Below are 21,521 nucleotides of genomic sequence, written 5' to 3'. Positions count from 1 at the left end.
ACAGTTTCCTCGGGCAGACAGTGCGGGCCGAAGCGGCCTTTCCTAATTACTCGAGAAGACTTGCCTGTAACAGGCGGCATGACAATGACATCTCAACAACTCGTTGCTCCTTTGACGCCAGCCCTGACGGCCAGTTTCCTGCCCGATTCGTGGTTACCTGACGTCGAGAAAAAACTTTTACCGGGAGAGAACGTTCTAAGTAGCGTCGAGGTTGACCTCGACGCGAAATTACGTTTCACAAAAGGGATCGTGGTCATCACCGACCGCCGCCTGATCGCGCGCACGCCCGGCGAAACCGAATGGCGCGACTGGTCGTACCGCCCCGGCCTGCGGCTTAAGCATCACGATCACGCCGGCGTCGGCCACCTCGAGCTGGTCGACCAGCAGGGCAGGCTGGCCGCCTGGCGCTTCACGCTGGGCCAGAACCTACACGCGATCCGCGTGCTCGACCAGTTCCGCGAGCAGCAGGAAAGCCACGTCAGCGGCCGGCCGGTGCAGGTCGCCGAGCAGCACGTCTGCCCGAGCTGCAAGGCGCCGCTCGAGCCCGACCAGGAAGAGTGCCCGATCTGCACCAAGGTGCTGTACACGCCGCCGTCGACCTGGACCCTGTTCCGCCTGTGGAAATTCGCCAAGCCGTACAGCGGCCAGCTGGCGCTGGGCTTCTTCCTGATGGTGGCCAGCACCGCGGCGCACATGATCCCGCCCTACCTGACCATGCCGCTGATGGACAACGTGCTGATCCCTTTCCAGAACGGCCAGCCGGTCGACCAGAAACTGGTGTGGCTGTACATGTCCGGCCTGTTCGGCGCCGCGGTGCTGGCCTGGCTGCTCGGGTGGTGGAAGACCTACGTGCTGGCGCTGGTGTCCGAGCGCATGGGCGCCGACCTGCGTTCGACCACCTACGAACACCTGATGCGGCTCTCGCTCGAATTCTTCGGCGGCAAGCGCACCGGCGACCTGATGTCGCGCATCGGCAGCGGCTCCGACCGCATCTGCGTGTTCCTGTCGCTGCACCTGCTCGATTTCGCCTCCGACGTCCTGATGATCATCATGACCGGCGTGATCCTGTGCTCGATCAATCCGCTGCTGGCCGTGATTACGCTGGTGCCGCTGCCGTTCATCGCATGGATGATCCACATCGTGCGCGACCGTTTGCGCACCGGCTTCGAAAAGATCGACCGCGTGTGGGGCGAAGTGACCAACGTGCTGGCCGATACAATTCCCGGCATTCGCGTGGTGAAAGCCTTCGCCCAGGAAAAGCGCGAGGCGGTGCGCTTCCGCGAAGCGAACAAGCACAACCTGGCGGTCAACGACAAGCTGAATAAAGTGTGGTCGCTGTTCTCGCCGACGGTGTCGTTCCTGACCGAGCTTGGCCTGCTGGTGGTGTGGGTGTTCGGCATCTGGCAGGTATCGAAGGGCGACATCACGGTCGGCGTGCTGACCCTGTTCATCACCTACAGCAGCCGCTTCTACGGGCGCCTCGATTCGATGAGCCGAATCGTGTCGGTGACGCAGAAATCGGCGTCGGCCGCCAAGCGCATCTTCGACATTCTCGACCACGTGTCGAGCGTGCCGGAGCCGGCCAATCCGGTCAGGCTGGACAAGATCGAAGGCCGCATCGACCTGCGCGAAGTCGGCTTCAGGTACGGCAACCGCGCCGTCAACCGCGGCATCTCGCTCAATATCAAGGCGGGCGAATTCGTCGGCCTGGTCGGCCACAGCGGCTCGGGCAAGAGCACCCTGGTCAACCTGATCTGTCGCTTCTACGACGTGTCCGAAGGCGCGATTTTGCTCGACGGCGTAGACATCCGCTCGTTCGCGGTGGCCGACTACCGCCGCAACATCGGCCTGGTGCTGCAGGAGCCTTTCCTGTTCTTCGGCACCATCGCCGAGAACATCGCCTACGGCAAGCCGGGCGCCACCCGTGAAGAGATCATCGCCTCGGCGCGCGCCGCGCATGCCCACGAATTCATCCTGCGCCTGCCGCAGGGCTACGACTCGATGGTCGGCGAACGCGGGCAGGGCCTGTCGGGCGGCGAGCGCCAGCGCATCTCGATCGCGCGCGCGCTGCTGATCGACCCGCGCATCCTGATCATGGACGAGGCCACGTCCTCGGTCGACTCCGAGACCGAAAAGGAAATTCAGAAGGCGCTCGACAACCTGGTGCAGGGCCGCACCACGATCGCCATCGCGCACCGCCTGTCGACGCTGCACCGGGCCGACCGCCTGGTGGTGCTCGACCGCGGCGTGGTGGTGGAAGAGGGCAGCCACGACGAGCTGATGGCGCGCGAGGGCGCCTACCACCGGCTGTATGAAGCGCAGGCGCGCAACGTCGACTCCGACATGGACGAGGAAGAATAACGATGGCGACAAGTAAATTCGCATTGGCACGCGACAGCTTCGGCGTGCTGTCGCTGACGGCCGAAGACGGCCAGGTGCACCAGGGCGTCGCGCCGGTGCGCGCGTTCCCGATCCAGTCGCCCAGCCAGGGCATCTCGCTGGTGCTGGGCGACGGCAAGGAAGTGGCGTGGATCGACGACATCGCCGACCTGCCGGCGGCCGAGCGCGCGCTGCTGCAGGACGAACTCGATGGGCGCGAATTCATGCCCGAGATTTCGCATATCTCCAGCGTCAGCAGCTTCGCCACGCCGTGCACCTGGTTTGTCAAGACCGACCGCGGCGACACCGAATTCACGCTCAAGGACGAAGGCGATATCCGCCGCATCGGCGACGCCTCGCTGCTGGTGGCCGACAACCACGGCATCCACTACCTGATCCGCAACATGTTCACGATCGACAAACACACCCGCAAGATCCTCGACCGCTTCCTGTAGGAGTTCGCATGCACTATCTGCTCTGTTACGACCTGGCCCCCGACTACCTCGAACGGCGCACGCAGTACCGCGCCGAGCACCTCGAACTTGCGTGGCAGGCGCAGGAGCGGGGCGAGCTGGTGCTGGCCGGCGCGCTGTCGGACCCGGTCGACACGGCCGTGCTGATGTTCCAGGCCGATTCGTCCGAACCGGTCGAATCGTTCGCCAAGTCCGACCCGTACGTGATCCACGGCCTGGTGACCTCGTACAAGGTCCGGCCGTGGAACACGGTGGTGGGCGAAGCGGCGACGACCCCAATTCGTCCGTCCTGACGCGACGCGGAACAGGAACCGGGGGGCAGGTTAGGTGGACCTGACGCCCGGTTTCGTCGGCGCCGCGAACCAAGGTTCAAGCGCGCCATCGCTCTAATATTTAAGATAGACTGAGTGATCGTGGTTCGAACACCGGCCTGAGTCGCCGGCCTGCACGTTTAGACGGAGTGGCGGATGGCGCAAGCTGGCGACGCGGTTTTCGACGAGAGGCGGCTGGAGCTGGCCGTCCTTGACCGCGAACGCTCGCAAGCGCTGCTGCGCCACGCCAGCGACGGCATCCACATCATCGATCTCCACGGCTTCCTCACCGAGGCCAACGACGCTTTCTGCGCCATGCTCGGCTACGCGCCGGGCGAAATGGTCGGCATGCGCATCTCGCAGTGGGACGCCCAACTCGACGAATCCCGGATCAGCGCCAATATCGAGCAGCTGCTGTTGCACCGGCGCCGCATCCAGTTCGAGACCACCCATCGCCGCAAGGACGGCTCGCTGCTGGACGTCGAGGTGAGTTGCAGCCCGGTCGAAATCGGCGGCCAGCTGGTGATGTTCAATTCATCGCGCGACATCAGCGAGCGCAAACAGGCCGAGCTTGCGCTGCGCCTGCAGCAGCGCCAACTTGCCGAGAGCGAGGCGCGCTACCGCGAGTTGCTGGAGAACCTGCACACCGCCATCGTCGTCCACGCACCCGACACCTCGGTCGTGTTCAGCAATCCGCGCGCCTCTGCGCTGCTCGGCATGACCGACGGCCAGATGCGAAGCAAGAGCGCGCTCGATCCGACCTGGCACTTCATCGACGAGCACGGCGAGCGCATGGCGGTCGAGGACTATCCGGTCAACCGCGTGCGCGCCACCCTGGAACCGCTGCAGGCGCTGGTGGTCGGGGCCGTCGGCGGCGCCAGCGACACCGTCACCTGGCTGCTGGTCGGCGCCTTTCCCGATTTCGACTCGGACGGCAAGCTCAAACAGATCGTCGTCAACTTCGACGACATCAGCGCCCGGAAACAGGCCGAAGAGAGCGTGCACCGGATGGCGTTCTTCGACATCCTGACCCACCTGCCGAATCGGCGCCTGCTGATGGACCGCCTGAACGCGGCGCTGGCGTCCTCGGCGCGCAACCGCCACTACGGCGCGGTGCTGTTCATCGACCTCGACAAATTCAAGAACATCAACGACGTCTACGGCCACGACGCCGGCGACCTGCTGCTGGTGGCAGTCGCCGAGCGCGTGCGCGGCTGCGTGCGCGAGGAGGATACGGTGGCGCGCCTGGGCGGCGACGAATTCGTCGTGCTGCTCGCCGAGATCGGCGCCGAAGTGGAGGCGGCATCGCAACGCAGCGCCCTGGTCGCCGAGAAGATCCGGCTGGCGCTGAACGCGCCATTCGAGCTGCACGGGCATGCGCACCACACCTCGCCCAGTATCGGCGTGGCGATGTTCTTCGGCGCCGCCGAGGCGCCCGACGTGCTGCTGCGCCAGGCCGACATGGCCATGTACAAGGCCAAGGACGCCGGCCGCAACACGCTGCGCTTTTTCAGCGCCGCCATGCAGATGGCGGTCGAGACCCACGCCGCGCTCGAGGCGGACCTGCGCCACGCCGTGCCGCGCGGACAGCTGTCGCTGCATTACCAGCTGCAGGTCGACGCCGCGCTGCGGCCGGTCGGCGCCGAAGCGCTGGTGCGCTGGATGCACCCGCGGCGCGGCGCGGTGTCGCCGCTGCAGTTCATCCCGATCGCCGAGGACAGTTCGCTGATCCTCGAAATCGGCGCCTGGGTGCTCGACACGGCCTGCGCACAACTGGCGCGCTGGGCCGGCGACGCGGCGCTGGCCGGGTTCACCCTGGCCGTCAACGTCAGCGCGCGCCAGTTCCGCCAGGACGAATTCGTCGACTCGGTCGAAGCGGCGCTGGCGCGCCACGCGTTCGACCCGGCCCGCCTCAAGCTCGAACTGACCGAAAGCGTGATCGTCAACGACGTCGAGGACGTGGTCGGCAAGATGCAGCGGCTGCGCGCGATGGGCGTGTCGCTGTCGATGGACGATTTCGGCACCGGCTACTCGTCGCTGGCCTACCTGAAGCAGCTTCCGCTCGACCAGATTAAAATCGACCAGAGCTTTACGCGCGACATCACCACCGACCCGAACGACGCGGTGATGGTCAAGACGATCATCGGCCTGGCCGTCAACTTCCGGATGCAGGTGATCGCCGAGGGCGTGGAGACGGCCGAGCAGCTGGAATTCCTGCGCGCGCACGGCTGCATGGCCTACCAGGGCTACCTTTTCGGCAAGCCGACGACGATCGACGCGTTCGAAGCGCTGGCGCGGCAACCCGGTTCAATGTAATCAAAGGAGGGGAAGTGGCACTGGAATGGAGTGAATCGATCGAGTCGTTCGACTGGGAGGCGCTGTCGGCGCTATTCGAGGCGTCGCCGCCGTTGGGCAACAAGAAGCCCGCCGACCTGGAAATCGCCTTCGGCAACAGCATGTTCCGCTGCTTCGTGCATGACGGCGACAGGCTGGTGGGCGTGGGCCGGGCGCTGGCCGACGGGGTCTACACCTGCTACCTCGGCGACATCGCGGTTCATCCCGAGTACCGCGGAATCGGCCTGGGAAAGCAGATCGTCGCCGAACTGCTGCGCCGCTCCGCAGGGCACAAGAAGGTGATCCTGTACGCGGCGCCAGGCGCGGAGGGGCTGTACCGGAAGTTCGGATTCCGGCGCATGCGCACGGCGATGGCGCTGTTCGAGAATCAGGAGCTGGCGATGGAGCGCGGCTACCTCGAGGCGGCATAGCGTTACACCGACCCCTCGCGCGCAAGCGACGCGTCCAGCAGCGCGCACATGCGCTTCCAGTGCGAGCCTTTCCAGTACACCCGCCCGCACTGGTCGCAGGTGGAAAACTGCTGGTGGTGCGCGCGCACGCTGTCGGGCAGCCGGTCTTCCACCTGCTCCTTGGCGACCTCGCGCAGCGGCGCATTGCAGTGCAGGCAGACGGTGAACGGCGCGGCGTGCGGCGCCAGCGCAAGGCGTTCGACCACTTCGGCCAGCTGCTGCGCGGGGCGCAGGGCGTGCACGTAGCGCCCATAACTGACGCCGCGCCGCTTGAGCAGCTCGCGGTCGCGCGTCAGCACTACCCGTTCCCCGGCGGCGGCGAGCGCGGCGATCGTGGCGTCGTCGAAGCCGTTGTCGTACAGCGTGTCGAAGCCGGCCATGCGCAGCATCCGCGCCAGTCCGCCGAGGTGGGCGTCGGCGACGAAGCGCCAGGCCGGCGGCTGCGGCGCGCCGACGTCGAATAGCGCGAAGCGCGGATACACCGCCAGCCGGTCGCCGTCGCGCAGCAGCCGGTCCAGCGGCGCCGCCTCGCCATTGAGCAGCGCCAGCGCCACTTCGGTGTGCGGCACCCCGAGCGCTTCGACCACGTGCTTGACCGTGGCGTTGCGCGCACACGACGCCGCGAAGGTCCGCTGGCGCCGCGCCGGGGCGAGAAAGGCGTTCAGTTCAGCGTAAAAGCGGAATGTGGCGGTGGTCATCGGAGAAGCCGTTGGATATTTACGCGCTTTGTCGTAAAGTATAGCCAAGATAGCAATGCAGGGGAGGCACACGATCGAAGCGAATCGCATTCATGCAGTGGTGGTTTCCATTGGATCCGCGGGGGACCTGTTTCCCATGCTGGCGATGGCGCTCGCGCTGCGCGACGCCGGCCACAAGGTCAGCTTCCTCGCGCCCGGCCAGTTTCGGGAGCAAGTGGCCCCCACCGGGCTGGCGTTTCATGCGCTGGCGGTCGATGAAGCGGTGCTCGACGATCCCGAACTGTGGGATGCGCGCAAGGGCTTCGGCGTGGTCTGGCGCGCCACCCGCGCCGCCGCGGCGCAGCTGCCGGCCTTCGTCGACACCTTGCCGGCGTCCGAAGCCTGCGTGCTGCTGGTGCACCCTCTGGTGCTGCCCGAAGCGGACCTGTGCCGCGCCGCGCGCCCAGACATCCGCATCGCCTGCGCCTGCCTGGCGCCGTCCAATATGCCTACCGTGCACGACCCGTTGACCATCGGCCCGCTGCGGATCCCGCCGTGGATGCCGTTCGTCGTGCGGCGCTGGCTGTGGCGGCGCGCCGGCGCCAGGGTGATCGACCCGGTGGCGCTGCCCGGCATCAATGACGCGCGGCGCCAGCGCGGGCTGCCCGCGGTGCGCAGCCTGCTGACCTGGATGTACACCGTGCCCGACCTGACCATCGCGCTGTTCCCCGAGTGGTTTGCGCGCACCCAGCCGGACTGGCCGCGCCCGCTGCTGCACGCCGGCTTTCCGCTGTACGACCCGGATCCGGCCAGCGCCATCGACCCCGAGCTGGCGCGCTTTCTCGACGCCGGCCACGCCCCGATCGCCTTCACGCCCGGCACCGGCAACCGCCAGGCGGCGCGGTTCTTCGCCAGCGCGCTGACGGCGGCGCACAAGCTTGGACGGCGCGCGCTGTTCCTGACGCCGCACCGGGACCAGCTGCCGCCCGCGCTGCCGGCCGGCGTGCTGTGGCGCGACTATGTGCCGATGGCCGCGCTGCTGCCGCGCGTGGCCGCGCTGGTGCACCACGGCGGCATCGGCACCACCGCCGAAGCGCTGCGCACGGCGACGCCGCAGCTGGTGGCGCCGTTCGCCCACGACCAGTTCGACAATGCGGCGCGGGTCGCGGCCCTCGGCGTCGGCCAGGTGTTGCCAGGCGCGCGCCTGGACGCGGCGCGCCTCGAGCGCAGCCTGCGCAAATTGCTGTCTTCACCCCATGTCACGGCGCAGTGCGAGGCGGTCGCACTGCGTTTCGGCCAGGGGCCGGCCCTCGGCGCCGCATGCGCCGCGCTGGCCGCTTTGCCCCTGCCGGTGCAATCGGTTCGACCATGATGTTGTTTAGTTGGTACAAATGCGCAAATACTTTTCCTTATGAGCGTTAGCGAACAGAGCGGTATATGGCAGATCGGCAATAGTTGAGTCCATGGTCGACAGCCCTTTTGCATAGACCGACAAGGTTCCTGTCCTGGCGAGGCGTATTTCTCCAGGCGGGTTTGAAATTCAGGCTTTTACCACCCCCATCAAAAATACTTAGAACGGATACCAACCATGAAAATTGCTAAAAACATGCTCAAACTGACCGCTGTAGCCGCCGCCATCCTGGCTAGCCAGGCCAGCTTCGCCGGTGAAAACGACTTCGTCAATCCGGACTGGGCCGACCACGCATGGTACGTCGGCCTGGGCCTGGGCCAGTCGCGCGCTTTCATCGATCAGGACCTTAACCTGGGCGGCCTGGCTCGCCAAGGCACGATCAACGCCTACTCGGAAGACCACAAAGGCGTGGGCGGCAAACTGATCACCGGTAAGCAGCTGAACCGCAATTTCGCGGTCGAGTTTTCGTACTACGACCTGGGCAAGTTCGACTACAACGCATCGACCTCGAACGGCCGCATCCTGAACCGTAATGTCGGCATTCGCGGCGGTTCCCTCGACCTGGTCGCAATGATGCCGCTGTCGCAGCGCTTCTCGGTACTGGGCCGCATCGGTGGTACCTACAGCATGACCAAAGAGCACTACACCGGTAACACCCTGCAGGCGATCGACGGCAACAGCAACCCGCGCTACAAGTCGGGCGGCTACAAGGCCGGCCTGGGCCTCGAGTACAAATTCACCGAAGCGCTGGCAGTGCGCGGCGAGATCGAGCGCTATCGTACCAAGGACGCGTGGACCCGCCGCGCCGACGTCAACCTGGCATCGGTCAGCCTGATCTGGAAAATGGGCCGTCCGGTCGCAGCGCCAGTGGTCTACACCCCGCCGCCGGCACCAGAGCCAATGCCAGCTCCGGCTCCAGTCGTGCAGACCCCGCCGCCACCGCCGCCAGCACCAATGCCAGTGTCGGAAAAAGTCTCGTTCGCTGCTGAAACCCTGTTCGACTTCGACAAGTCGGTCGTCAAGCCAGCCGGCAAGGCAGCGCTGGACGACCTGATGATGAAGCTGCAGGGCATGAACACCGAAGCCATGGTCACCGTCGGCCACACCGATTCGATCGGCACCAACGAGTACAACCAGCGCCTGTCGCTGCGTCGTGCCGAAGCCGTCAAGGCTTACCTGGTGTCGAAAGGCGTCGATGCATCGCGCGTGTTCATCGAAGGCAAGGGCGAGACCCAGCCAGTCGCTGACAACAAGACCGCTGCCGGCCGCGCTCAGAACCGTCGCGTCACCGTCGAAGTCGTCGGTACCCGCAACAAGTAATACTGCGACGTTCCGCTGAAAGCCGCCCGGTGCAAGCCGGGCGGTTTTTTTACGTCCATGCATAAGCTTTTCTTATGCATGGAAACGGTGTGGCAACGAACCGATTTTTAACGCCAGCGGCGGTTTAATCGAACCCTTGCTGACAGGGAGATGACGATGCCGGACACGATGGACGGGCCTTTGGCCGGATTTGTACAGGTGCGCGGCGCGCGCGAGCACAACCTGAAAAATGTCTCGCTCGATATTCCGCGCGATGCGCTGGTGGTGTTTACCGGCGTGTCCGGCTCGGGCAAGTCCTCGCTCGCCTTCGGCACCCTGTACGCCGAGGCGCAGCGGCGCTACCTCGAATCGGTGTCGCCCTACGCGCGCCGCCTGTTCCACCAGATGCCGGTGCCCGAAGTGGACGACATCACCGGCCTGCCGCCGGCCGTCGCCCTGCAGCAGCAGCGCGGCTCGCCCACCACCCGGTCCTCGGTCGGCAGCGTCAGCACCTTGTCCAATTCGCTGCGCATGCTGTATTCGCGCGCCGGCGACTACCCGCGCGGCCAGGAGCTGCTGTACGCCGAATCGTTTTCGCCCAACACGCCGGAAGGCGCCTGCCCGGAATGCCATGGCCTCGGCCGCGTCTATGAAGTGACCGAAGCGTCGATGGTGCCGGACGATACGCTGACCATCCGCGAGCGCGCGGTGGCGGCCTGGCCCACCGCCTGGCACGGCCAGAACCTGCGCGACATCCTCACCACCCTGGGCTACGACGTCGACACGCCGTGGCGCGACCTGCCGAAGAAGGACCGCGACTGGATTCTGTTTACCGACGAGCAGCCGACCGCGCCGGTGTACGCCGGCTTCACGCCGAAGGAAGTGAAGGCCGCGCTGAAGCGCAAGGAAACCCCCAGCTACCAGGGCACCTTCACCGGCGCGCGCAAGTACGTGCTGCAGACCTTCGCCACCACCGAAAGCGCCTCGATGAAAAAGCGCGTGGCGCGCTACATGGTCAGCTCGGAGTGCCCGCAGTGCCGCGGCAAGCGCCTGCGCGGCGAGTCGCTGTCGGTGACCTTTGCCGGCTACGACATCGCCGACATCTCGCGCCTGCCGCTGGAACGGCTGGCGGCGATTCTGCGCCCGCACGCGGAGGGCAGCGCGCGCAAGGACGCGCAGGCCGCCGCCGCGCATCCGGAAAAGGCGATCGTCACCCAGCGCATTGCGCAGGACGTGTGCGCGCGCCTCGGCGTGCTGCTCGACCTGGGCCTGGGCTACCTCGCGCTCGAGCGCAGCACGCCGACCCTGTCGCCGGGCGAACTGCAGCGCCTGCGCCTGGCGACCCAGGTGCGCTCGAACCTGTTCGGCGTGGTCTACGTGCTCGACGAGCCGTCGGCCGGCCTGCACCCGGCCGACACCGAGGCGCTGCTCACCGCGCTGGCCCAGCTCAAGGCGTCCGGCAATTCGCTGTTCGTGGTCGAACACGCGCTCGACGTGATCCGCCACGCCGACTGGATCGTCGACGTCGGCCCGGCCGCCGGCGAGCAGGGCGGCCATGTGCTGTACAGCGGCGCGCCGGACGGCCTGAAGAAGGTCGAAGAATCGCAGACGCGGCGCTTCCTGTTCGCCGCCGACAAGCCGCCGCGGCGCGAACCGCGTGTGCCGGCCGACTGGCTGCGCCTGGAAGGCGTCACCCGCAACAACCTGCACAAGCTGAAGGCGGAATTCCCGCTCGGCGTGCTGACCGGCGTGACCGGCGTGTCCGGCTCGGGCAAATCGAGCCTGGTCAGCCAGGTGCTGGTGGAACTGGTGGCGGCCGGCCTGGGCCACGCGCTGGAAGCGGAGCCGGAGGAGGGCGACGCGCTGGCGCAGGAGGAGGCCCTGCCGCTCGAAGGGCGCATCGTGCACGGCCTGGCCGGGATCAAGCGCCTGGTGCGGGTCGACCAGAAGCCGATCGGGCGCACGCCGCGCTCCAACCTGGCCACCTACACCGGCCTGTTCGACCATGTGCGCAAGCTGTTCGCCGCGACGAAAATGGCCAAGTCGCGCCGCTACGACGCCGGGCGCTTTTCTTTCAACGTGGCCAAGGGCCGCTGCGAGCATTGCGCCGGCGAGGGCTTCGTGATGGTCGAACTGCTGTTCCTGCCCAGCGTGTACGCGCCGTGCCCGACCTGCGGCGGCGCGCGCTACAACGCCAAGACGCTGGAAGTGCGCTACCAGGACAAGAACATCGCCGAGGTTCTGGCGCTGACGGTCGATGCGGCCGCCGAATTCTTCGCCGACGATCCCTCGGTGGCGCGCTCGCTCGAGACCCTGCGCGAAGTCGGCCTGGGCTACCTGCGCCTTGGCCAGCCGGCCACCGAGCTGTCCGGCGGCGAGGCCCAGCGCATCAAGCTGGCCACCGAACTGCAGCGCGCCGCGCGCGGCAACCTGCTGTATATATTGGACGAGCCGACCACCGGCCTGCATCCGGCCGACGTCGAGAAGCTGGTGGTCCAGCTGGACCGCCTGGTCGACGCCGGCAACACCGTCATCGTCGTCGAGCACACGATGCGCGTGATCGCCGCCTGCGACTGGGTGATCGACATCGGACCGGGCGCGGGGGAGCAGGGCGGCACCATCGTCGCCGCCGGGCCGCCGCGCGAAATCATCAAGGCCGCCGCCAGCCGTACGGCCCCCTATTTAACCCGGTATTTTGACCAAAAGTGACTGCTGGAATCGCTCGTGCGCGCCCTCTCATACGTTAAACTAAGGGAATTTTGTTAACAGACCAGGTATTCAACGACGATGATCGATAACACTCAGTTCCGGCGCATCCTGTCCCGCAACGTCGCCATGCCGCTGGGCGTGGGTTTTCTCAGCGCAGTGGTGTTCGTCGCCGTCATCGTTTACCTGATCAGCGTCCTGAACTGGGTTGAGCACTCGCAGCGCGTGATCGGCGACGCCAACCAGGTCAGCAAGCTGTCGTCCGACATGGAAACGGGGATGCGCGGCTACCTGATCAGCGGCGATCCTGCGTTCCTGGCCCCTTACCGGACCGCCAAGCCTCAGATCGAGTCCGAACTGGAGGCACTGGTGGCAGAGGTGTCGGACAATCCGCAGCAGGTTGCGCGCCTGCGCAAGGTGCAGTCGGCCCAGAAGCTGTGGGAGGAGTTCGCCAATGAAGCGATCGAGCTGCGCCGCACCGACGGCGATTACGTCGCGGCGGTCAAAAGCGGCCGCGGCAAGGCGCTGACCGACGAGGTCAGGCGCCAGTTCGCCAGTTTCCTCGAAACGGAAGAGAAGCTGCTGGCAGTGCGCAACGAAGAGGCGAAAAGCACCACGCGCTGGTCGGTCATCATCTTCCTGTTGTTCAAATTCGGCGTGTCCGGCATGCTCGCCTTCTTCGGCCGGCGCGACCTGGTCGGCTTGTCCAAGTCCTACACCAGCGCGATGGAGCAGCAGCGCGCCCATACCGAGCTGCTGGAAAGCCAGTCCTGGCTGCGCACCGGCCAGTCCGAACTGGCCGTGGCCATGACCGGCCACCATGCGATGGCGCCGATGGCCCAGGCCGCGCTCGAGCAGATCACCCGCTACGTCGACGGCCTGGTGGCCGCGATGTACGTGCGCGAAAACGGCGGCGCCATGCGCCGCGTCGCCACCTACGGCTTCTCCGAAGCGTGGGCCGGGCAGAACCAGATCTTCCAGCCGGGCGAGTCGCTGGTCGGCCAGGCCGTGCGCGAGGACCGCATCCTGGCGCTCGACGAGCTGCCGGCCGATTACATCAAGGTGTCGTCCGGCCTTGGCCGTTCGGCGCCGCGCCAGCTCGTGATCGCGCCGTTCCGCAACGAAGGCGAAGTCAACGGCGTCATCGAAATCGGCTTCCTGCACGAGACGTCCTCGCGCGACCTCGAATTCCTGCAGCTGGTGAGCGAGGGCGTCGGCGCCGCGGTCGCGGCGGCGAAATACCGCAATCGCCTGCAGGAGTCGCTGGCCGAGACCCAGCAGCTCAACGAAGAACTGCAGGTCCAGCAGGAAGAGCTGCGCACCGCCAACGAGGAACTCGAAGAGCAGTCGCGCGTGCTGGAGGAGTCGCAGTCGCACCTGGAAAACCAGCAGGCCGAACTCGAACAGACCAACGACCAGCTGGCCGAGCAGGCCCTGAGCCTCGACGCCAAGAACAGCGCACTGAACGCAGCCCAGGACGAATTGCGCCAGCGCGCGCAGGACCTCGAACGCGCCAGCCGCTACAAGTCCGAATTCCTGGCCAATATGTCGCACGAGCTGCGCACGCCGCTCAATAGCTCGCTGATCCTGGCCAAGCTGCTGTCCGATAACGTCAAAGGCAACCTCTCCGAGGAACAGGTCCGCTTCGCCCAGACCATCTACTCGGCCGGCAACGACCTGCTGCACCTGATTAACGACATCCTCGACATCTCCAAGGTCGAAGCGGGCAAGCTGGAACTGGTGCTCGAATCGCTGCCGCTGCGCCGCGTGGTGGAGTCGCTCTCGATGACGTTCGAACCGCTCGCGCACCAGAAGCAGCTGCGTTTCAACGTGCAGGTCGATCCGTCCGTCCCGGCGACCATCTGGACCGACCGCCAGCGCCTCGAACAGGTGCTCAAGAACCTGCTGTCGAACGCCGTCAAATTTACCGAAGCGGGCGCCGTGACCATGACCGTCAGCAGCACCCCGGGCGGCCCGGTGAAGTTTGCGATCGAGGACTCCGGCATCGGTATCTCGCCCGACCAGCAGCAAAAGATTTTCGACGCCTTCCACCAGGCCGACGGCACCACCAGCCGGCGCTTCGGCGGCACCGGCCTTGGCCTGTCGATTTCGCGCGACCTGGCCGCGCTGCTGGGCGGCGAGATCAGCGTCACCAGTTCGCCCGGCAACGGCAGCGTGTTCACCCTGACCATGCCCCGTACCTGCCCGGCCGAAGCGGCGCCCAACGCGCCGGCCGAGCCTTACGTGCAGGCCGCTCCGGCGCCAATTCCGGCGCCCGTCGCCGCGCCCGCTCCTGTTGCGCCTCCGGCCGAAACGGTGGCGTCGTTTGCCGACGATCGTGCGCTCGCCACGTCGGACGACCAGCGTTCCGTGCTGGTGATCGAAGACGATCCGGCGTTTGCCGCCATTTTGTTCGACCTGGCTCACGAAATGCGTTACCGCTGCCTGGTCGGGCTGACGGGGGCCGAAGGCCTGCAACTGGCGACCCAGTTCCTCCCCGACGCGATCCTGCTCGACATGCGCCTGCCGGACCGCTCCGGTTTGTCGGTGCTGCAGCTGCTGAAGGAAAATGCCCAGACGCGCCACATTCCGGTGCACGTGGTGTCGTCGACCGACAACGGCGGCGAGGCGCTGAACCTCGGAGCGATAGGCTACGCCCTTAAGCCGACCACCCGCGGCGACCTGGAACAGGTCTTCCGCAAGCTGGAAGAAAAATTCACCCAGAAGATCAAACGCATCCTGCTGGTCGAGGACGACGAACGCCAGCGCGAAAGCGTGGTCCAGCTGATCGCCGACAGCGATGTCGAAATCGCCGCCGTCGGATCGGGCGAGGAAGCGCTGGCGCTGCTGCGCACCAATGTCTTCGACTGCATGATCATCGACCTGAAGCTGCCGGACATGCAGGGCAAGGAGCTGCTCGAAAAAATGTCGACCGAGGACCTGTGCTCGTTCCCGCCGGTGATCGTCTACACCGGCCGCAACCTGACGCGCGACGAGGAAAACGACCTGCTCAAGTACTCCCGCTCGATCATCATCAAGGGCGCGCGTTCGCCCGAGCGCCTGCTCGACGAAGTCACGCTGTTCCTGCACCAGGTCGAAGCCAAGCTGTCGACCGAGCGCCAGAGCATGCTGAAAACCGTGCGCGGCCGCGACCGTGTGTTCGAGGGCCGCACCATCCTGCTGGTGGACGACGACGTGCGCAACGTGTTCGCGCTGACCTCCGCGCTGGAGCAGCGCGGGGCGAAAGTGGAAGTCGGCCGCAACGGCTTCGAGGCGATCAGCAAGCTCGATGAAGTGCCGGGCATCGACCTGGTCCTGATGGACATCATGATGCCTGGCATGGACGGGATGGAGGCGATGCGCCGCATCCGTGCCGATGGCCGCTACGGACGGCTGCCGATCATCGCCATCACCGCCAAGGCCATGAAGGACGACCAGGAGCAGTGCCTGGCCGCCGGCGCCAACGACTACCTGGCCAAGCCGATCGATTTGAACCGCCTGTATTCGCTGCTGCGGGTCTGGATGCCCAACCTGGAACGTATTTGAAAACTCCGCTGCACGTCACCGACATTGAATTGCGGATGTTGATCGAGGCCGTCTACCTCCAGTACAACTACGACTTCCGCGATTACACCGGCGCTTCGCAAAAGCGCCGGGTGCTGCACGCGTTGCGCGAAATGGGCTGCGACAGCATCTCGGCGCTGCAGGCGCGCGTGATGCACGACGCCGCGGCGTTTTCGCAGCTGCTGCAATACCTGACCATTCCCGTCACCGAGATGTTCCGCGACCCGAGTTTCTATGCCGCGCTGCGCGAACACGTGGTGCCTTTCCTGAAAACCTACCCCTCGCTGAAAATCTGGGTGGCCGGCTGCAGCACCGGGCAGGAAGTCTATTCGATGGCGATCATGCTGCGCGAAGAGGGCCTGCTCGAGCGGGCTATCCTGTACGCGACCGACATCAATCCGGAGTCGCTGGAGATGGCCAAGCGCGGCGTGTTCCCGCTCGAGCAGATGCAGCTCTACACCGAAAATTACCAGGCCGCCGGCGGCAAGCGCGCGTTTTCGGATTACTACACGGCGGCCTACGGCGGCGCCCTGTTCGACAAGTCGCTGGTGGAGAACGTGACATTCGCCGACCACAGCCTGTCGACCGACAGCGTGTTCTCGGAGACCCACCTGATCAGCTGCCGCAACGTCATGATCTACTTTAACAAGCGCCTGCAGAACCGCGTGTTCGGCCTGTTCCACGAGTCGCTGTGCCACCGCGGCTTCCTGGCGCTGGGCAGCAAGGAGAGCATCGAATTCTCCGAATACGCCGGCCAGTTCGAACCGCTGGTCAAGCGCGAGAGGATTTACCGGAAGGCCGGCAAATGACCGCGTTCGCCCCCGAGATCCTGGCGCGCCGCCCCGAGGCGATCATCGTCGCCGGATCGGCCGGCGGCGTCGAAGCCCTGGTCAAACTGCTCGCGGGCCTGCCCGACACGATGCGGGTGCCCTTGATCTGCATGCTGCACATGCCCGCCAACCGCGACAGCCGGCTGGCCGAGCTGTTCGACGAGCGCATGGCGGTGCCGGTGCTGGAAGCTGTCGACAAGCAGGCGATCGCCGATGGCACCGTCTACTTCGCCGCATCGGGTTACCATCTGTCGGTCGAACAGGATCGCAGCTTTTCCCTGAGCTGCGAGCCGCCGGTGCATTTCGCGCGGCCGGCGATCGACGTGCTGATGACATCGGCGGCCGACGTCTACGGCCGCGCGCTGGTCGGCATCCTGCTGACCGGCGCCAACATGGACGGCGCCGACGGCATGGCGGCGATCCATGCGCGCGGCGGGCTGACCGTGGTGCAGGATCCGGCCGAGGCGCAGGTGCCGACCATGCCGCAGGCGGCGATCGACGCCTGCGCCCCCGACCTGGTGCTGCCGCTGGCGGGCATCCATGAATTGTTGCAGTTGATGGTGGAGAGAACATGAAGGATCCGGTCTTGAGCAAGGTACTGATCGTCGACGACCTGGCGGACAACCTGCAGGCGCTCGACGCGCTGATCCGCGACGAAAAGCGCTTGATTTACCACGCGTCGTCCGGCGAACAGGCGCTGCAGCTGCTGCTCGAACACGAGTTCGCGCTGGCGATCCTCGACGTGCAGATGCCGGGCATGGACGGCTTCGAGCTGGCCGAACTGATGCGCGGCACCGAGCGCACCCGCCACATCCCGATCGTGTTTACCAGCGCGGCGGGGCGCGAACTCAATTACGCCTTCAAGGGCTACGAGACCGGCGCCGTCGACTTCCTCTACAAGCCGCTCGACAGCGATGCGGTGCGCAGCAAGGTCAATGTGTTCGTCTCGCTCGACCAGCAGCGCCACGAAGTGCGGCGCCAGGTCGCCGCGCTGGAAGAAAGCCGCAAGGAGCAGCAAGTGCTGCTCGAGCAGCTGCGCGAGACCCAGGGCGAGCTGCAACGCTCGCTGCGCATGCGCGACGACTTCATGTCGCTGGTGGCGCACGAACTGCGCACCCCGCTCAACACCCTGTTCCTGGAAAGCCAGATGCGCATGCTGCAGCTCCAGCGCGGCAACGTCGAGGCGCTCGGCCCGGACCGGCTGCCGGCGATGATCGCGCGCGACCAGCGCCAGATTCAGTCGATGATCCGCCTGATCGACGACATGCTCGACGTCTCGCGCATCCGCAGCGGCAGCCTGTCGATCCGGCCGACCGATTTCGAGCTGGTGGCGCTGTTGAAGCGGGTGGTGGCCGACCTGTCGCTGCAGGCTTCCGGCTACGGCGCCAGCATCAAGCTGCATCCGCACGGTCCGGTCGAAGGGCGCTGGGACGAGTTCCGCATCGAGCAGGTGGTGATCAATCTGCTGACCAACGCGCTACGCTACGGGAACGGCAAGCCGGTCGACATCGTGGTCGAGGCCGACGCGCAGGAAGTGCGGATCGACGTCATCGATTCGGGCATGGGCATCTCCGAAGAGGACCAGCGCCGCATCTTCGAGCCGTTCGAGCGCGGCACCGGCAGCGGCGAAGTCAAGGGGCTCGGCCTCGGCTTGGCGATTTCGCGCCAGCTGGCCGCGGCCCACGGCGGGCGCCTGTTCGTGACCAGCGACGGGCAGACCGGGTCGATTTTCAGCCTGGTGCTGCCGCTGTTCGCCAGTCCGGACGTGAGCGCCAACGCGGCCGCCGCGGCCGAAGCCGCAAGCTATCGTCCTGCTCAATAAATACTATTTCTACTATCAATCCATTAGTTCTATACTAGACAACCTGATTCACTCAACAACGCAAGGAAACTAAACAATGAAAACTGTCGGCGATAAATTGGACGCATTCAGCGTCACGGCTGCCAAGCCAGGTTTTAACCAGCACGAAGAAAATGGCGTCTCGGCGTTCGAGCAAATCACCGAATCGTCGTTCCCGGGCAAGTGGAAAGTCATCTACTTCTACCCGAAAGACTTCACCTTCGTCTGCCCGACCGAAATCGTTGAATTCGGCAAGATCGCCGACGACCTGGCAGACCGCGATGCGGTGCTGATGGGCGGCTCGACCGATAACGAGTTCTCGAAGCTGGCATGGCGCCGCGAACACAAGGACCTGGACAAGCTGAACCACTTCTCGTTCGGCGACTCGAAGGGCGCCCTGGTCGACATGCTCGGCGTGCGCGACAAGCAGGCCGGCGTCGCACTGCGCGCGACCTTCATCGTCGATCCGGAAAACACCATACAGCACGTGTCGGTGAACAATCTGAACGTCGGCCGTAACCCGCAGGAAATCCTGCGCATCCTCGACGGCCTGCAAACGGACGAACTGTGCCCTTGCAACCGCGCCCTGGGCGGCAACACGCTGTAATCAGCCTCATCCAACCCGCTTCGGCGGGTTTTAAAAACCCGACACGATAGGATTTAACAATGGACTTCTTGAATTCGATTAAGGAATTGATTCCCGACTATGCGAAGGATATTCGCCTGAACATCGACGGCACCATCGCGCGTTCCAGCCTGCAAGGCAATGACGCGGTCGGCGTGGCCCTGGCGGCTGCGTTTGCGTGCAAGAGCCGCAAGATCATCGACATCATCGTCGCCAGTGGCGCGCTGTCGGAGGAAGAGAAGAATGCGTGCCTGACGGCATCGGCCCTGATGGGCATGAACAACGTGTGGTATCCGTATGTCGAGATGACGGAGGACGCAGACCTGAAGACTCAGCCGGCCCAGTTACGGATGAATGCCTATGCGACCAATGGCGGCATCGACAAGCGGCGCTTCGAGATGTTCGCGCTGTCGGCGTCCATCATCGGCAAGTGCCAGTTCTGCATCAAGTCGCATTTCGATTTGCTCAAGCATGAAGGGATGTCCTCGCAGCAACTACGCGACGTCGGCCGGATTGCGGCGGTCGTGAATGCGGCTTCGCAGGTCATCGCGGCGTCGAACTGATTAGTGCAGGAAGATCGCGGCGCCGCGCAGCAGGTCGGTGGTGCAGACCAAGTAAGCCGAAGCGCCGGCCAGTGCCATTTGGATTCCGGTCCAGGTCATTGGGAGTTTGCTCATCATGGTAGTGCCCCTTAAAAATTTGTTGGTGTGTTTGTATGACTCCATCTTATCGACGGTAGTGACATAAAGCATCGGCAAAGGGACTGTCGTCTTGTAGGACATTGCCGTAAGACCTTGTATGACACGCAACGACAGGGCAGGGGCGCGCCTCCTACGCAGGACGTAGGCTGCGTCCTATGGCAAGCGCCAATCGTGCGCCATACAGTTGGTTCCATGACAAAACATGACCCCCAACTGATGCATAAAGGCATGCGCGCCGTGCGCCGCAACGCCATTGCCAAGCTGCTGCGCGGCGTCTTCGGAGTCGAGCGCCTGCGCGCCGGCCAGCAGGACGTCATCGACAGCGTCCTCGACCGTAAAGACACCCTGGCGATCATGCCCACCGGCAGCGGCAAATCGCTGTGCTACCAGATCCCCGCCAAGATCCTCAGCGGCGCCACCATCGTGGTGTCGCCGCTGATCTCGCTGATGAAGGACCAGCTCGAAAAGCTGCAGGAGCTGGGCATCCACGCCACCCAGGTCAACAGCAGCTTGTCCGCCGACGAGGAGCGCGCCGCGCTGGAAGGCATTCGCAATCGCAGCCACGAGATCGTGTTCTGCACGCCCGAGCGGCTGGCGCAGCCGGAATTCCTGTCGGTCTTCAAGGAGCTCGACATCGCGCTGGTGGTGATCGACGAGGCGCACTGCATCTCGCAATGGGGCCACGACTTCCGCCCGGCCTACCTGGAGATGGCGGCGTCGATCGACGCCTTGGGCAAGCCGCCGGTGCTGGCGCTGACCGCCACCGCCACCGACGACGTGATCGAGGACATCGGCAAGCAGCTTGGCCGGCGCCTGAACACCATCAACACCGGCATTTACCGCCCGAACCTGCATTACAGCGTGGTGCAGGTGGTGAACGCGCGCGAGAAGATCGGGGCGGCGCTGCGCATCGTGCGCGACTCGAACGGCTTCGGCATCGTCTACGCCGCCACCGTCAAGGCGGCCGAGGAGATGCTCGAGGCGCTGACCGAGGCGGGCGAGAGCGCCACCATCTATCACGGCAAGCTGTCGGCGCGCGAACGCAAGGAAAACCAGGACCTGTTCATGGAAGGCCAGCGCCGCATCATGGTGGCGACCAATGCCTTCGGCATGGGCATCGACAAGGCCGACACGCGCTTTGTGATCCACCTGCAGGTGCCGGCCAACCTCGAGGCCTATTACCAGGAATCGGGCCGGGCGGGGCGCGACGGCCAGGACGCCTGGTGCACGCTACTGTTCCTGCAGGACGACAAGCGCGTGCAGCAGTTCTTCCTGGTGAAGCACTATCCGACCGCGCCCGAGCTGATGGGCGTTCATCAGGCAGTGACCGAATTGCTCGGCAGCGGGCCGGTGAACTTCGAGCGCATCGACGAGGCGATCGACGAGCTGGCCGCCAGCAAGCTCAAAATCTGCCTGAAGCTGCTCAAGGACGGCTGCCTGCTGCGCCAGAACCGTTCGCTGCAGTTCGTTCTTGGCAAGGCCGAGCCGACCCTGGCGCTGTTCGAGGAGCTGGCGCAGTTCTACGCGCAGAAGCAGGAACGCGACCGCGAAGCGCTCGAGCAGATGGTGTCGTACGCGGTCAGCGGTTTTTGCCGCTGGAAGGTGATGCTCGATTACTTCGGCGACCAGGTGCCCGGCTTCGAGAAGTGCTGCCGCTGCGACAACTGCCTCAAGCCGCCCGTCCCGATGGAGATCGACGAGATCCGCGACGACGAATTCGCGCCCGCAGTTGCCGAAGCCGAGGCGCCCTTGTTCGAAGTCGGCGCAAAGGTCACGGTGGCGAAGCACGGCGAAGGCATCGTGCAGAGCGTCGCCGGCGACCAGGTCACGATAGAATTCCCCGACCAGAGCAGCCGGACCTTCATGGCCGATTTCGTCGAGCCGGCGTGACTCTCGAACGT

The 21,521-nt window shown here is 65.3% G+C and carries 16 protein-coding genes; 15 read left to right on the top strand and 1 reads right to left on the bottom strand.

The annotated features are described in order from the left end of the window. Nucleotides 1-84 precede the first annotated feature (84 nt). From AC1D02_RS07080 to AC1D02_RS07060, 5 genes are all read left to right on the top strand, one after another. Nucleotides 85-2,361 (top strand): cyanophycin metabolism-associated ABC transporter, encoded by a 2,277-nt coding sequence (locus AC1D02_RS07080; protein ID WP_477315126.1) that lies wholly within the window; start codon nucleotides 85-87, stop codon nucleotides 2,359-2,361. Nucleotides 2,362-2,363: 2 nt separating this feature from the next. Then, nucleotides 2,364-2,834 carry a cyanophycin metabolism-associated DUF1854 family protein gene (locus tag AC1D02_RS07075; RefSeq protein WP_477315124.1) on the top strand — a complete coding sequence of 157 codons (471 nt, stop codon included), beginning with the start codon at nucleotides 2,364-2,366 and terminating at the stop codon, nucleotides 2,832-2,834. Between the two features lie 8 nt (nucleotides 2,835-2,842). Continuing rightward, nucleotides 2,843-3,145: a YciI-like protein gene (locus AC1D02_RS07070; RefSeq protein WP_477315122.1), complete on the top strand. Its 303-nt coding sequence runs from the start codon at nucleotides 2,843-2,845 to the stop codon at nucleotides 3,143-3,145. A gap of 174 nt (nucleotides 3,146-3,319) precedes the next feature. Next, entirely contained in the window at nucleotides 3,320-5,479 is a 2,160-nt protein-coding gene (locus AC1D02_RS07065; protein ID WP_477315120.1) for a putative bifunctional diguanylate cyclase/phosphodiesterase, read from the top strand. A 14-nt stretch (nucleotides 5,480-5,493) separates the two neighbouring features. Then, the gene (locus AC1D02_RS07060) at nucleotides 5,494-5,928 is read left to right on the top strand and encodes a GNAT family N-acetyltransferase (protein ID WP_477315118.1); all 435 of its coding nucleotides are present in this window, start codon (nucleotides 5,494-5,496) and stop codon (nucleotides 5,926-5,928) included. Nucleotides 5,929-5,930: 2 nt separating this feature from the next. Here the strand turns inward: AC1D02_RS07060 and AC1D02_RS07055 are convergent, their stop codons facing one another. Beyond that, nucleotides 5,931-6,665, bottom strand: coding sequence for a Mut7-C RNAse domain-containing protein (locus AC1D02_RS07055; RefSeq protein ID WP_477315116.1), 735 nt, complete (start codon nucleotides 6,663-6,665; stop codon nucleotides 5,931-5,933). A 55-nt stretch (nucleotides 6,666-6,720) separates the two neighbouring features. Between AC1D02_RS07055 and AC1D02_RS07050 the strand changes: the two genes are divergently transcribed. From AC1D02_RS07050 to AC1D02_RS07005, 10 genes are all read left to right on the top strand, one after another. Further along, nucleotides 6,721-8,016, top strand: coding sequence for a glycosyltransferase (locus AC1D02_RS07050; protein WP_477315114.1), 1,296 nt, complete (start codon nucleotides 6,721-6,723; stop codon nucleotides 8,014-8,016). A gap of 216 nt (nucleotides 8,017-8,232) precedes the next feature. Next, entirely contained in the window at nucleotides 8,233-9,375 is a 1,143-nt protein-coding gene (locus tag AC1D02_RS07045) for an OmpA family protein (protein WP_477315112.1), read from the top strand. Between the two features lie 150 nt (nucleotides 9,376-9,525). Next, nucleotides 9,526-12,063, top strand: coding sequence for an excinuclease ABC subunit UvrA (uvrA, locus tag AC1D02_RS07040; RefSeq protein WP_477315110.1), 2,538 nt, complete (start codon nucleotides 9,526-9,528; stop codon nucleotides 12,061-12,063). Between the two features lie 78 nt (nucleotides 12,064-12,141). Then, on the top strand, nucleotides 12,142-15,606 hold the full coding sequence (locus AC1D02_RS07035) for a response regulator (RefSeq protein WP_477315108.1): 3,465 nt from the start codon (nucleotides 12,142-12,144) through the stop codon (nucleotides 15,604-15,606). Between the two features lie 35 nt (nucleotides 15,607-15,641). Then, nucleotides 15,642-16,433, top strand: coding sequence for a CheR family methyltransferase (locus AC1D02_RS07030; RefSeq protein ID WP_477315367.1), 792 nt, complete (start codon nucleotides 15,642-15,644; stop codon nucleotides 16,431-16,433). Next, a complete protein-coding gene (locus AC1D02_RS07025) occupies nucleotides 16,430-17,029 on the top strand; it encodes a chemotaxis protein CheB (RefSeq protein ID WP_477315106.1) in 600 nt (199 codons plus the stop codon). Before AC1D02_RS07030 ends, AC1D02_RS07025 begins: the two co-directional genes overlap by 4 nt. Continuing rightward, nucleotides 17,026-18,276 carry a hybrid sensor histidine kinase/response regulator gene (locus AC1D02_RS07020; RefSeq protein ID WP_477315104.1) on the top strand — a complete coding sequence of 417 codons (1,251 nt, stop codon included), beginning with the start codon at nucleotides 17,026-17,028 and terminating at the stop codon, nucleotides 18,274-18,276. Before AC1D02_RS07025 ends, AC1D02_RS07020 begins: the two co-directional genes overlap by 4 nt. Nucleotides 18,277-18,352: 76 nt before the next feature. Then, nucleotides 18,353-18,901: a peroxiredoxin gene (locus AC1D02_RS07015; protein ID WP_477315102.1), complete on the top strand. Its 549-nt coding sequence runs from the start codon at nucleotides 18,353-18,355 to the stop codon at nucleotides 18,899-18,901. Nucleotides 18,902-18,960: 59 nt separating this feature from the next. After that, entirely contained in the window at nucleotides 18,961-19,482 is a 522-nt protein-coding gene (locus AC1D02_RS07010; RefSeq protein WP_477315100.1) for a carboxymuconolactone decarboxylase family protein, read from the top strand. Nucleotides 19,483-19,812: 330 nt separating this feature from the next. Further along, a complete protein-coding gene (locus AC1D02_RS07005) occupies nucleotides 19,813-21,510 on the top strand; it encodes a RecQ family ATP-dependent DNA helicase (RefSeq protein WP_477315098.1) in 1,698 nt (565 codons plus the stop codon). The last annotated feature ends 11 nt before the right edge of the window (nucleotides 21,511-21,521 follow it).

It is taken from the genome of Massilia sp. P1_C10 (assembly GCF_056406475.1).
The sequence above is the reverse complement of the archived record's forward strand: the minus strand, read 5'-3'. Positions and strand labels throughout refer to the sequence as shown.